The sequence below is a fragment of the Pseudodesulfovibrio sp. S3 genome, assembly GCF_004025585.1.
Lineage (GTDB): Bacteria > Desulfobacterota > Desulfovibrionia > Desulfovibrionales > Desulfovibrionaceae > Pseudodesulfovibrio.
On record NZ_QTZO01000008.1, the window covers coordinates 151,786 to 164,594 of the forward strand.

A 12,809-nucleotide genomic window follows, 5' to 3' on the forward strand; every position below is an offset into this window, starting at 1 on the left:
GGTGTGGTCTGTTGAGATTGGGTGCTTGTTCCAGTGACTGCTGTTCAAGAGGAACCACATGATGATATTTCGTCGGGAGGGCAAGGGGAAACGTTCCCTGGTGAAGCATTTGACGGCAAGTCTCATGGCTGTTGTCGCTCTCTCGTCCATTGCCATTTCATCCGTTATTTTCTTTGTTCTTTATGAAAAATCCGAAGTTCAGTTCGAACAGCGTGCCAACGAAGCCCTGACACATCTTTCCAGCAGCCTTGAATCCTATCTTTGGCACATGGAGGAGGAGTCGGTTGTCAGCCTGTGCCAGACCTTCTTCAATATCGATATCGTGGTTTTCATTCAGGTGGACGACCATCGGGGCAATGAAATCTGCCGGTTCGGTGAGATTGTTCCCGGAAAAACCATTCTGAAGGAGCAGGTTGTCAGCTATGATGCCATAGATGTCGGCATTGTTCGGTTGGGTCTCACACCGGATATCTTCAAGAAACAGGTTTTTGAAACCACCTGGATCAGCCTGTTGTCTTTGTTTTCCGTGGTCGTGGTGCTTGGCCTGTTCACGCGGCTGGTTTTGAACCGGACCCTGCGTACGCCGCTTGGCAAGCTCATATCGCGGACTGAGGCCATTTCGGCCGGGAAGTATACGGAACCGAGTCAGACAGAAAGTTTTCAGGAAATTCAGCTGATTCTCTCAAAATTCAACGAAATGGCCGAGCAGGTTCGGCTTCGTGAACATGAGCTTCGCGTCAGCGAGGAAAAATACCGGCGGTTGTTCGAGACCAGTATCGAAGGCATCATGATGATTGATGTCGACAATCGGATTTCCATGGTGAATCAGGTTCTTGCCGACATGCTCGGGTACACCGAAGCGGAAATGATCGGTATGCCCATGCGGACCCTGATTCACGAAGATGAACTTGAGGATCATGACGTGGAGATGGACAAGCGGCTTGCCGGTCATGCCTCCCAATATGGGCGTCGATTCATTCGAAAGGACGGCAGGGTGATATGGGGGATGCTCTCATCCAGTCCTCAGTTCGGTGACAAGGGGGAGTTCCAGGGATCCTTCAGCATGGTTACGGATATTACCGATCTGCGCACGGCCGAGGCGGAACTCAAGATAGCCTATGACAGAATGGAACAACGGGTTAACGAACGCACGGAAGAACTGAACAAGACCAACCGTCTTCTGACCTCGGAAATTCATATCCGCAAGCAGACCGAAAAGGAAATCATCAAGGCCAAGGAGGCTGCGGAGGAGGCTACTCGGGCCAAGAGTGAATTCCTGGCCAACATGAGTCATGAAATTCGTACTCCGATGAATGCCATCATCGGGATGACGCATCTGGCCAAGATGACGGAGCTTACAGCGACACAAAGGGACTATCTCAACAAAATAGACATCTCAGCCAAATCCCTGCTTGGCATCATCAACGACGTGCTTGATCTGTCCAAGATCGAAGCGGGCATGTTGACGGTGGAGTCCGTGGGCTTCAAGCTAGATCAGGTGTTGGAACAGTTGACCACCATTGTTTCGCCTCGCGCCAACGAAAAGAAACTCGAATTTCTCATAGACGTGGAGAAGAACGTGCCTCCTGCCATTGTGGGCGATTCCATGCGCCTGGCGCAGATACTGATTAATCTGTGCAACAATGCCGTAAAGTTCACCGACACGGGGTCCGTAATCGTTTCCATCGCGAGCCTGGAACAGAATGCGGACACCGCAAAACTCAGATTCAGTGTCAAGGATGACGGCATCGGCATTGAGGCGAATCAGGTCAAGGACCTGTTCCTGCCGTTCACTCAGGCAGACGCTTCCACCACGCGCAAATACGGTGGGACCGGCCTGGGGCTGAGCCTGTGCAGTCAGTTGGTTGATCTGATGGACGGCGAGATCGGCGTGGAGAGTGAACCGGGCAAGGGCAGTCTGTTCTGGTTTGAGGTTGTGTTCCCGATTTACGACAAGGATGAAAGCCAAACTGTGCTGCCTGAGGAATTGCAGGGTATTCATGCCCTGGTTGTGGACGACAACCCCACATCCCGTGTTATTCTCAAAGGGATGCTTGAGCATATTGGGCTGTCGGTCGATTTGGCGAAATCCGGCTATGAGGCGCTGGAAATGCTTCGCAACAGGCCGAGTGAGGAAGGCTACAGGCTTCTTGTCTTGGACTGGCGGATGCCGGGAATGGACGGCATCGATACGGCTGCCGCCATCCTGTCTGACGCCTCCATCGAGCCCAAGCCGCCAATGTTCATGGTGTCTGCATACGCCAATGCCGACTTGGTGAAACAGACGAATGAAATGGGTTTTAAGGGGCTTTTGTTCAAGCCTGTCAATCAGTCTTTCCTGTTCAATCTTGTTGTCGAGACCCTTGGCAAGGGCATTATCACATTGAGTGAGGTCTCACATGGTAAGAGTGTTATCGGTGATCTGAAAGGGGCTAAAATACTGCTTGTCGAGGATAATGAGATAAACCGACAGGTGGCGCAGGAGATTCTCTCCTCAACTGGAATTGAGGTTCATGAGGCCTTCAATGGACAACATGCGTTGGATTTTCTTGAAAAAAATGAAGTGGATTTGGTTTTGATGGACATCCAGATGCCGGTCATGGACGGCTACGAAGCTGCGTCGCGTATCAGGCAGCAGATGAAATACAAGGATTTGCCGATCATTGCCATGACCGCGCACGCCATGGTTGGCGATATCGAGGCAAGTCGGGCAGTGGGTATGAATGGGCATATTTCCAAGCCTTTTGATCCGGAAGACCTGTTTGAGATTCTTCTCAAGTGGATTTGCCGGAAATCCGGAGCGGACGGCAAAGGAAAGGTTACCACCTCGGAAAAGGGAAGTCGGGATCTGCTGCCGGCAGACATGCCGGGATTCGATCTGGAATTAGGGCTCAAACGGGCACGCGGCAATGTGAAATTATACAGGACGTTGCTTTTGCTTCTTGACGAAAAATATGCAGATGCTGCTTCAAATATCGAACAGGCCCTGGCCGACGGTCGTCGTGACGAAGGTATCGCCCTGGCGCATTCCGTCAAAGGTACTTCCGGGATGCTCGGAGCCATGGAACTGTTTGAGGCTGCCAGTGATCTCGAATTGGCGTTGGACCAGGGAGAGGAGGCCGTGAACGACCTCCTGTCGCGATTTACCCGCCAGCTGGATACGGTCATTGGCAGTATCGGTGTCCTCAAGGTGGCCGGCGAGGATGAGACCTTACTCCTTAGGAATGGAGATGTTGCTGCGGTGGAAGATCTTCGGTCCAGCCTGGAAGGACTCAAACAGCCGCTTTTGCGGGGTGCCCCGGTGGAATGTCGCGAGAAGGCCGCTGCGGTTCAGTCCCTGGTCTGGCCTGAGGAATTGCAGGCTGATGTCTCTCTTTTGTTGAAGATTATTGATGAATACGATTTTAAAAAGGCTCTGGCATTGGTCGCCGAGATCGAGAAGGAATTCGGATAGGGACGCGGTGTGCCCTATGGCGGGGCAATGTTTGAAAGAAAAAGGCGCGTTCAGCAATGAACGCGCCTTTGAGTGGAAACCGGACACCCGGTAGCAACCGATACCGCTGCTTCCTTTCGGACCTGACGGGGTTTTCAGCGCAGCCGCCGTCCGGCTTCCCTCTGTTCGGGAATGGTTTTCTACAGCGTTCCCGGAAGTTCGTCAACTCTTCCTTTTGGAGCCGTTCTCTGATCCGGTGTGCCCATATGGGTGGCATGCGGCGTCCGATGGGCTGTTATAGGGGAAACCACAGGATCAACGAGGTGTTATAATGAATGGTTTTGAAAAAAAGATCGGTGGAGTGCTTCATGCAGGCGACCTTGGTGTTCTTCAGGTCAACGTCGGTCTGAAATGCAACCAGTCGTGTACGCATTGCCATCTTGAGTGTTCCCCGGATCGCCAGGAGACCATGAGTCTTGATACCATGGAAACAATTGTGGATTTGGCTCATGAAATCAAACCAACGGTTGTGGATATCACCGGAGGTGCTCCCGAGCTCAATCCGCATCTTCAGCATTTCGTGATGCAACTGACTGCCGCCGGTTTCGCTGTCCAGGTGCGCACCAATCTGTCCGCCATGGAAGCAGCGGAAAAGATGGATTATCCGGTTTTTTTTGCGGATAACAAGGTGGCTCTCGTTGCTTCGCTGCCGTGTTATCTTGAACAGAATGTGGACAAAATGCGGGGGGAACAGTGCTATGCAAGCAGCATCAGGGTGTTGAAACGGCTGAATGCTTTGGGGTACGGTAGCCGGGACGCATTGACTCTCGATCTTGTCTTCAATCCGGGCGGACCGGTTCTGCCTCCGGATCAGCGCTGTCTCGAGCAGGATTACAAGCGGGAAATGCAGGCCAGGCATGGTATTGTCTTCAATCGGCTGTTGACTATCACCAACCTGCCTATCGGTCGCTTCATGCAGGATTTGGAGGCCCAGGGGCGGGGTGAAGAGTATTTGGATATGCTGTCCTCCTCCTTTAATCCGGCAACCGTATCCGGGTTGATGTGCCGACATCAGGTGAATATCGGTTGGGACGGACGGTTGTACGACTGTGATTTCAATCAGGCCCTTGGTCTGCCTGCTCAACCGGGGACGTCCAGCACCGTGAACGATTTTGATCAGGCGGCAATGGTCAACAGGGTCATTGCCACCGGGCTGCACTGCCTGGGCTGCACGGCCGGGGCTGGATCAAGTTGCGGCGGCGCCATTGAATCGTAAAATTGTTCAATGTTGACAATGGGTGCCATATGGGCCACCCCTCGTGCATGACTCTTGACGCAATACTTCGTTTTATTGAACGGAACTTCATTCTCATCGCCCTGGCCATGTCGGCTGCGGCCTTGGCTCATCCCCCCTGCTTCACCTGGATCAAGCCCCACATCCCCCTGGGACTCGGCATCATTATGTTCGGCATGGGGCTGACCCTTGATTTTGAAGATTTTAGAGATATTCTGCGAAAATGGCATTTGGTGGGACTCGGCATGGTGCTCCAGTTTGCGATCATGCCTTCGCTGGCAGTGGGTATTGCTTATGCCCTGAACCTGCCTGCCGAGGCCGTTGTCGGCATGGTTGTGGTCGGGGCCTGCCCCGGCGGAACCGCGTCCAATGTCATCGCCTATCTGGCCCGTGCCAATGTCCCCCTCTCGGTGACACTGACGCTTGCCTCCACATGTCTTGCCCCGGTTCTGACACCTGCGATCATCTATTTTCTCCTGAAACAACAGGTGGAGATCGATTTTTGGTCAATGGCCATGTCCGTATTCTGGATCGTGGTGTTCCCGTTGATGGACGGCCTTATTCTGCGTCGCCTGTTTCGCAAGCGGCTGGAATCGATTCTGCGTTGTTTTCCGGCTCTTTCCATTGCGGTCATCACTTTGCTTGTCGCGTGTATTATTGGTCTGAACCAACAGACACTGCTGGCTTTTCCTGTTTTGGTACTGCTGGCCGTGATCCTGCACAACGGACTCGGATTGACCGCAGGTTATGGCATTGCCAGGCTTTTCCGGTGTTCGAAACGGGATGCGCGCACCCTTGCCATCGAGGTGGGGATGCAGAATTCCGGGCTTGGCGTGGCACTGTCCATCAAGTTTTTCGGTCCTGCCATGGCCCTGCCGGGTGCACTTTTCAGCTTGTGGCACAATCTCTCCGGCGTCACCTTGGCAAAACGTTGGCGAACCTTGTCCGACTGAGTTTCCCTGTTGCTCACCGGTCGATGATTTCTCTTTTTTTGCTTGACCTGTGTTACTCGTTTGTTATTAGTATGCCCTTGTCGATTATGATTTTGGACATAATGATCACGCAGAATGAGAGGAGTACGTGATGAAAAAAGTGACTGTCGTTGCTGTGGTTCTGTGTTTAGTGCTTTTTGCCAGCCAGGCCTTTGCCCATTTTGGCATGTTGATCCCGAGCACGGACGAACTGACGCAGGAAAGCCGGACTGTTGAGTTGACCTTGTCCTTTTCCCATCCGTTCGAAATGGTGGGTATGGATTTGGAAAAGCCCGCTGAATTTTTCGTTGTCATCGACAACCAGGATAAGGTGAATCTGCTGGATACGCTCAAGGAAACCAAGGTCATGGATCATCAGGCCTGGAAGACGAGCTTCACTCCAAAGGGACCGGGACTGTATGCCTTTGTTTTTGATCCGGTTCCCTACAAGGAAGATGCCGAAAACAATTACATCCGTCACATAACCAAGGTTGTGGTGGACGGGTACGGTGAAGGCGAAGAGTGGAATACCCCTGTAGGCCTGGATACCGAAATCGTGCCCCTGACCCGGCCGTTCGGCAACTATGCCGGTAACGTGTTCCAGGGCGTGGTCATGCTCCACGGCAAGCCCGCTCCCTACACCCGTGTGGAAGTCGAGTATTACAATCAGGATCAGAAGAAGCAGGCGCCCTACGAGCGCATGGTCACGCAGGAAGTGATCGCTGACGGTCAGGGCGTGTTTACCTTTGTCTGTCCCTGGAAGGGGTGGTGGGGTTTTGCCGGTCTGAACGCCGACGACAAGCCGTATGAAGGCCGTGAGCTGGAGATGGGCGCGGTTATCTGGGTGGAAATGAAATAATCCAAATGTCTGGGCAAGCCCGTGGCGGACGAAGTATTCGTCAGGGCTTGCCTGGGCGACGGTCGTACATCCTCAAAATGATGGGCGTGACGAACTCGTCGGGGAACGCACCACAAATTGCCCCGAGGTACGCTCCGACAATGGACCCCACCACCAGGTTGGCCCCGTCCGGGCTGACAGCCACCTGTGACAGGGTGCCGACAAAGGTGCCCATGAACGCTCCCATCATCCAACCATCGTTGTTGACCCCGCGATAGGGTTTCATTCCGCGTAATGTGCGGACGAGATCTTTTAGAAAAAAGCCGGTAAATCCCCCCATAAAGGCCCCCATAAGGGTCAGCATCATGCCCGGAAAAGCCGTGTGCAGTGTCAGGCCGTATCGGATCGAGCCTTCCACTATGCCTGCCAGGCCGCCAATGGCCAGGGTGCCGTGAAAGCTCTTTTCCTTGACGTCAAGTTTGGGAATGATGTGGTGCATGGTTCCTCCTGCACTGTGGGAAATCCTTTCCCTTCTGCGTGTAGTTATCTCATAACTGCCAAAATCGTGCCGCTCTTCGATGCCTTTCATCATATTTAAAACACTAGTTAAACAGTTGTTTGAAAGAGTGTTTGCGTTTTACATTTTTTGGGTGGTTGTGTATGAAATCAAAGTTTGTGCAAAATATGCAACATCAGTGTTTCCGGGGCGAGTTCTCTCGCCAGATCTGGGAGGGTACCGGACACATTGCAACAGGCTGGTTCCGCTAAGTCGGTAGCCGCCGAAGGGGGAAGGATGAAACGTGTTTCCATTGTGTTTTTTTTCTGTTTTCTTGCCTGTCTGCTGACAACCGCTTCTGTGGTGCAGGCAGGCGGTTTTGCCTTGTACGAATGGGGTAACCGTGCTTTGGGCATGGGCACGGCCAACTATGCAACCGGAAATGACGCCTCTGTCGTCGCCTATAACCCCGCTTTGATGACCAAGCTTGAAGGCACCAATGTGTATGGTGGTGTTACTGCCATTTCTCCGTCCTCCGATGTCTACATCGATGGAAATAAGAATCAGACAGCGAGTCAGGTTTTTGGTGTTCCCCATGGCTTTATTACCCATCAGGTATCCGATGACTGGACACTTGGTTTCGGTATGTTTACCCGGTTCGGACTTGGCACCAAGTATGACGAGCACTGGGATGGCGCAACCCTACTCAAAGAGGCGGAGCTGGAGACGTTTTCCTTCAATCCGAGTGCGGCCTACAAGGTCACTGATGATCTTTCCGTGGCTGGCGGTATAGAGGTGATCAAGGGGAACTTCCTGATCCGAAAGCAGTTTAACGCGGCTTTTCCAGACAGTACCTTCAAGGTTGACGTGGCCGACACCGCGATCGGTTTCAATATGGGACTGCTTTACGACCTGTCCGACCAGCTTTCCCTGGGCTTGACCTACCGGTCTCCGGTCCATTTCGAAGGCAAAGGCAGTGCTTCCGTATCCGATGCTGGTGCATTCAACCAGAGCGGCGATGTGACAATGACTGCGGATTTTCCGGCCAGCTACAATGTGGCGTTGGGGTACACGCCCTTCGAGAACCTGACCATCGAATTCGACGTGCTGTATACCCAGTGGGAGCAGTTTGACCGGATTGAGTTCGACTTCTCCAACATGGCAGCACCCGTGGTCGACACAGCTGAGGATTTCAACTACAAGTCCACCTGGCGTTTCCAGCTCGGATTGGAATATCTTATGAGCGAGATGCTGGCATTGCGCGCAGGGTATGTTTATGACCAGACCCCGACTCGCGGGGAGTATGCTTCAGTAATGCTTCCCGCAAACGACCGCCAGATGTTCACCGTTGGCGCCGGGTACAAGTGGGATAATTTGCTGGTGGATGTCTCAGGTATGTACATCGTCACCAAGGAACGCCATGGCATGACCATGACCAACTCCGCCGGTACTTCCTACGATGTCGATTTTGAAGGCGGCAAGACCTGGGCAATCGGTTCCTCCATTGGTTACACCTTCTAGAACGCATCCATTTCAATGAGAAAAGGCCCTGCTTTGGCGGGGCCTTTTTTTGTGTGGTCCGCCGTTGACACGGATAAGGAAGATGGTGGATTGTTGGCCGCGAGGACTACATGATACATTTGAATACCGTTACGTTTGCCTATGCTTCAGGGGATGAAGTTCTGTCAGGAATTTCGTTGCATCTGGTCAAGGGGGCGCTCATGGGATTGGCCGGTGCCAACGGCAACGGAAAATCCACGCTGCTGGCTCTCATGGCCGGACTTTATGCGCCCACCAAAGGGTCGCTCGAGGTGGCTGGGCGAGTCAGTCCGGGCAAGGAGGGCGACATTCGCGCCGTCTGTCGTCTGGTCATGCAGGATGCCGACCTTCAGATTCTTGGCGCCACGGTGGAGGAGGATCTGCTCCTGGGCCGCAAGCGGGATGAGACCGTGATCGCTGAGGCCAGGGATATGGCCCGACGTTTCAAGCTGCTCAAGTATTGGGACAAACCGGTTCAGACGCTTTCCTGGGGCACCAAGCGCAAACTGTGTCTGGCTGCGGCGCTTCTGGACAAGCCGCGGGTTTTACTTCTGGATGAGCCGTTCAGCGGTCTCGACTATCCGGGCGTTTTGGAAATGCGGGCCATTATCAGGGAGAACCGGCAGGCCGGTTTGACGCAGGTTATTTCCAGTCATGATCTTGAGAGTTTCATAGATATTGTGGAGACGCTGGCCGTCCTTGACGGCGGGAAACTGGTTTTGAACGGGCCGCCGCACTCTGTGCTGGACCAGGTGGAAGCTTACGGGATTCGTCCCCCGTGTTCCTGGCTGGCCGGGGGTGTTATCATTCCCTGGGAAGGAACCGAATGATGCGGGGGATCGCCGCTTATGTCGGAAGCCTGGACCCTCGCTTGAAAATGGCGGTGGCCCTTGTGCTCGGCCCCTGTCTGTGGAAGGTGCATGTGGCGGCTGCGGCAGCCAGCGCCTTCCTGTTGCTCCTTTTGGCCTGGCCGTTGTCCTCCACGCGTCCTGTTGGGGGAAAGATGGTCCGCAGCATGTTGGTTTTCGTCTTTTTTTGGGTGGGGTTCAAGGTGGTGCTGGATGCGCTGGCAGGGGTGCCGGTGGAGCATGTTGCGAACGACGCCGTCCAACTTTCCGTCCGCCTGATTGCCTTGCTCCTGCTGGGTCTTGTCCTGGCTCTGTCCACGTCGGCGCGGGCATTGGGCTTGGCGGTGGCTTGGGCCATGCGGCCCTTTGTCGGTTCGGAGCGGGCTTGGCGTATTGCCTTGGCCCTGGCACTGATGGTCCATTTTCTGCCCACCTGCCTGGAGACCATGTCCCAGGTCAGGGAGGTTGTCGGTCGACGCTGCCCGGATGTGGGTTTTTTCAGCCGGATGCGCATGATTCCCCAGGCCGTGATCCGCTGTCTGGGACAGAAGACATGGAATCAGACCCTGGCCGTGGCCAGTCGTGGCCTGGAAAACGCAGCCGCCTGGGAGTCCGATTTTACCTGGCACGGCCGGGACTGGGTGTGGGCGGGCATCTCGGTCGTCACCATTTCTTTCATGCTATTTCTGTGATCATCGTTCTTTCCGTATTGACGCCAAACCGCGTCCTGCAATACGGTTTGCTTAAATAATCATTCTCATCTTCATCAAATCAGACTCGCTACCGAGGGAACCATGACTGAAATAACTATGATGACTCCCGATCAGGCCCGTTCTTTCATTGATGGAAACAAACCGGATTCCTATACGCTGCTGGATGTCAGGCAGCAGTGGGAATATGATGAGAATCATATACCGGGTGCTAGGCTGTTGCCACTGGTCGATTTGGCCGATCGGATGGAGGAGGTGCCAAAAGATCTTCCCGTTCTGGTGTACTGCGCCTCTGGAGGTCGAAGCATGGCCGCCGCCTCCCTGCTTGAAGGTAGCGGATATACTGATATTGCCAACCTGGTGGGCGGTATGGGGGGATGGGATGGACATACAGCCTTTGGCTCCATGGAGTTGGACATGATCACCTTCTCCGGCAGGGAGACTCCGGTGGAAGTGATACTCAAGGCCTACGCCATGGAGAGCAGCTTGCAGCGTTTCTATGTGGAACGGGCGGATATGGCCGAGACCTTGGAACGTATCCAACTGTTCATGGAGTTGGCCGACTTCGAGGATAGGCACAAGGACATCCTGTTTGAGCGGTATCTGAAAATTTCCGGCAGTGACATGAGCCTGGATCAGTTTGAAGAAATCGCTTTTTCTGGCACGGGAATCCTGGCTGAGGGCGGAGTGGAGATCAACGAATTTTTGGATAGGCACCCTGCTGCCTTTGATGATGAACAGGGCGTTCTGCAGCTTGCCACCATGGTAGAGGCTCAGGCTCTGGACTATTACCTGCGGTGCGCCAAACGGGCCGAATCCGAGGAGACCAGGGACGTCTTGCAGCTCCTGGCGCGGGAGGAAAAGGCGCACCTGAAGTTGCTGGGCCGGTTCATGGATAAGCGGGATATTTAGCCTTCAGGCGATTGCGTACAATGAGCGGGGCATCACAAAATGTGGTGCCCTTTTTTGTTATACGTATTTTTTCCCGTATCTGAGATTGGGCACCGCGATGCCCGCTATGATCAATACCGCGCCAGCAAATTGGAGCAACACCACTTTTTCATCGAGAAACGCCATGGCGCCCAGGAGTGTTACCACCGGTTCAACGGAAGAGAAGATGCAGGTGTAGGCACTGCCGATCTTTTCTATTGCGATGAAGAGGAGGGTGACCGCCACAACCCCGGGGAATAATCCCATGGCAAACCCCAGCATTATCTGTTCCCGATTGGAATGTAGCCATGCGGTGATGTCGCCGGAGAGCGTGAAGGATACGGTCGCGAACAGCATGACGTAGAACGTGGCTGTCAGCGGCTTGATATTCCTGAGAAGTTTCTGGACCAGTATCATGTAGATGGAAAAGGTGGCCATGGCTCCGAAGGCATAGGCAAGCCCGACTCCATCCACCTCTCGCAGGAAGGCATCGTAGAAGACCAGGCAACACCCGATCATGACCAGGACCAGGGAAAAGATCACGACCCGGTTGATGCGCATTTTCAGGAACAGGGCGGCCAGCAACGCGACCAATATGGGATGACCATAGAGGATCAGGCTGGTCGTGGCCGCCGGGATGGTGGCCAGGGCGCTGACAAAACAGGTGGTCTGCATCCAGTAGACCACAAGCCCCAGAAAGGCGCATTTGCCGAGGTCTAACAGGGGAATGCGGAGTTGGCTGCGGTCCCTGAGTGCCAGGAAGACGAGCAGGAAGAGCACCGCAAAGGAAAAGCGGAACTGCATCATGACCGCCCCGGTCATTCCGGCCAGATAGCCGAGTTTGACCAAAATGGCCATGGATCCGAAGGCCGCGGCGGAAAGAAGCGCGTAGATGAGCCCTTGGAGCATGATCAGATCGATTTCTGCATGTAGGCCATGTATTCCTGATTCCCTTTGGGCCCCAGGATTTTGGAAGGGACCACGCCCTTGATGGTCAGGCCGAGTTCCTGTTCGCAGAACCCGGTGACCATCTCCACGGTCTCCTGCCTGAGTACCTCATCGCGGACCACGCCCTTGTCGGTCTGGCCCGGTCCCACCTCGAACTGTGGCTTGATGAGTACCACCAGTTCGCCGGTGTCTTTAAGGAATTGCATACAGGTAGGCAGGATTTTCGTCAGGGAAATAAAGGAGACATCGGCCACGATAATGTCCACCTTTTCCGGGAGCAGTCCGGGCTCGGCATGGCGGACATTGGTCCGCTCAAGGTTGACCACCCGGTCGTCCTGGCGCAGCTTTTCGTGCAACTGCCCATACCCCACGTCCACGGCGTAGACGCGCACGGCCCCGTGCTGGAGCATGCAGTCGGTGAAGCCGCCGGTGGATGCCCCGGCGTCAAGGGCGATCTTTCCCGTGAAATCAATGGAGAATTCTTCGATGGCCGTGAGCAGCTTGTAGGCGCCGCGTGACACGAAACGGGTATCGTCCGGGACCACGAATTCCGTGTCCGGGAAGAATTGATGGCCCGGTTTGGTGACAGGCGTCTTCTGGCCCCGGTCCATGTAGTGGACCGTTCCGGCCATGATCAACCGCTTGGCCTTTTCCCGGCTGTCCACCAGCCCCAAAGAGGCCAGGAGCTGATCCGCTCGTTGTTTTTTGGGCATGAGTTGCCTCCGGCGGCCGGGGAAGGGGAGGGAAAAATCCTTTGAAAAGGGTTTTTCCCTCCCCTTCCTGTCTCTTATACCCCTCTGAC

At 54.3% G+C, this 12,809-nt stretch carries 11 protein-coding genes and 1 other RNA gene; 8 read left to right on the forward strand and 4 right to left on the reverse strand.

Annotated features, from left to right (window positions below; all coding sequences use genetic code 11):
- Positions 1 to 58 precede the first annotated feature (58 nt).
- Entirely contained in the window at positions 59 to 3,454 is a 3,396-nt protein-coding gene (locus tag DWB63_RS10930) for a response regulator (protein ID WP_128328871.1), read from the forward strand.
- Between the two features lie 68 nt (positions 3,455 to 3,522).
- On the opposite strand, the gene ffs is transcribed toward DWB63_RS10930, so the two are convergent.
- Positions 3,523 to 3,616: signal recognition particle sRNA small type (gene ffs / locus DWB63_RS10935), an RNA gene on the reverse strand.
- A gap of 148 nt (positions 3,617 to 3,764) precedes the next feature.
- Between ffs and arsS the strand changes: the two genes are divergently transcribed.
- From arsS to DWB63_RS10950, 3 genes are all read left to right on the forward strand, one after another.
- Positions 3,765 to 4,709: an arsenosugar biosynthesis radical SAM (seleno)protein ArsS gene (gene arsS / locus DWB63_RS10940; protein WP_128328872.1), complete on the forward strand. Its 945-nt coding sequence runs from the start codon at positions 3,765 to 3,767 to the stop codon at positions 4,707 to 4,709.
- 47 nt (positions 4,710 to 4,756) lie between these two features.
- Positions 4,757 to 5,680 carry a bile acid:sodium symporter family protein gene (locus DWB63_RS10945; protein WP_128328873.1) on the forward strand — a complete coding sequence of 308 codons (924 nt, stop codon included), beginning with the start codon at positions 4,757 to 4,759 and terminating at the stop codon, positions 5,678 to 5,680.
- Between the two features lie 130 nt (positions 5,681 to 5,810).
- On the forward strand, positions 5,811 to 6,557 hold the full coding sequence (locus DWB63_RS10950; protein ID WP_128328874.1) for a DUF4198 domain-containing protein: 747 nt from the start codon (positions 5,811 to 5,813) through the stop codon (positions 6,555 to 6,557).
- A gap of 40 nt (positions 6,558 to 6,597) precedes the next feature.
- On the opposite strand, the gene DWB63_RS10955 is transcribed toward DWB63_RS10950, so the two are convergent.
- On the reverse strand, positions 6,598 to 7,035 hold the full coding sequence (locus DWB63_RS10955) for a hypothetical protein (RefSeq protein ID WP_128328875.1): 438 nt from the start codon (positions 7,033 to 7,035) through the stop codon (positions 6,598 to 6,600).
- 294 nt (positions 7,036 to 7,329) lie between these two features.
- Here DWB63_RS10955 and DWB63_RS10960 point away from each other — a divergent pair, with 294 nt between their 5' ends.
- From DWB63_RS10960 to DWB63_RS10975, 4 genes are all read left to right on the forward strand, one after another.
- Entirely contained in the window at positions 7,330 to 8,553 is a 1,224-nt protein-coding gene (locus DWB63_RS10960; protein WP_128328876.1) for an OmpP1/FadL family transporter, read from the forward strand.
- Between the two features lie 110 nt (positions 8,554 to 8,663).
- Complete coding sequence (locus DWB63_RS10965) at positions 8,664 to 9,401, forward strand: ABC transporter ATP-binding protein (protein WP_128328877.1); 738 nt, start codon at positions 8,664 to 8,666, stop codon at positions 9,399 to 9,401.
- Positions 9,398 to 10,111 carry a cobalt transporter gene (locus DWB63_RS10970; RefSeq protein ID WP_241648794.1) on the forward strand — a complete coding sequence of 238 codons (714 nt, stop codon included), beginning with the start codon at positions 9,398 to 9,400 and terminating at the stop codon, positions 10,109 to 10,111. The genes DWB63_RS10965 and DWB63_RS10970 overlap by 4 nt, the downstream gene beginning before the upstream one ends.
- A 102-nt stretch (positions 10,112 to 10,213) precedes the next feature.
- The gene (locus tag DWB63_RS10975; RefSeq protein ID WP_128328878.1) at positions 10,214 to 11,041 is read left to right on the forward strand and encodes a rhodanese-like domain-containing protein; all 828 of its coding nucleotides are present in this window, start codon (positions 10,214 to 10,216) and stop codon (positions 11,039 to 11,041) included.
- Positions 11,042 to 11,098: 57 nt separating this feature from the next.
- Here DWB63_RS10975 and DWB63_RS10980 read toward each other — a convergent pair whose 3' ends face one another.
- On the reverse strand, positions 11,099 to 11,968 hold the full coding sequence (locus DWB63_RS10980; protein ID WP_128328879.1) for a DMT family transporter: 870 nt from the start codon (positions 11,966 to 11,968) through the stop codon (positions 11,099 to 11,101).
- A 2-nt stretch (positions 11,969 to 11,970) separates the two neighbouring features.
- Entirely contained in the window at positions 11,971 to 12,720 is a 750-nt protein-coding gene (locus DWB63_RS10985; protein ID WP_128328880.1) for a TlyA family RNA methyltransferase, read from the reverse strand.
- Between the last annotated feature and the right edge of the window lie 89 nt (positions 12,721 to 12,809).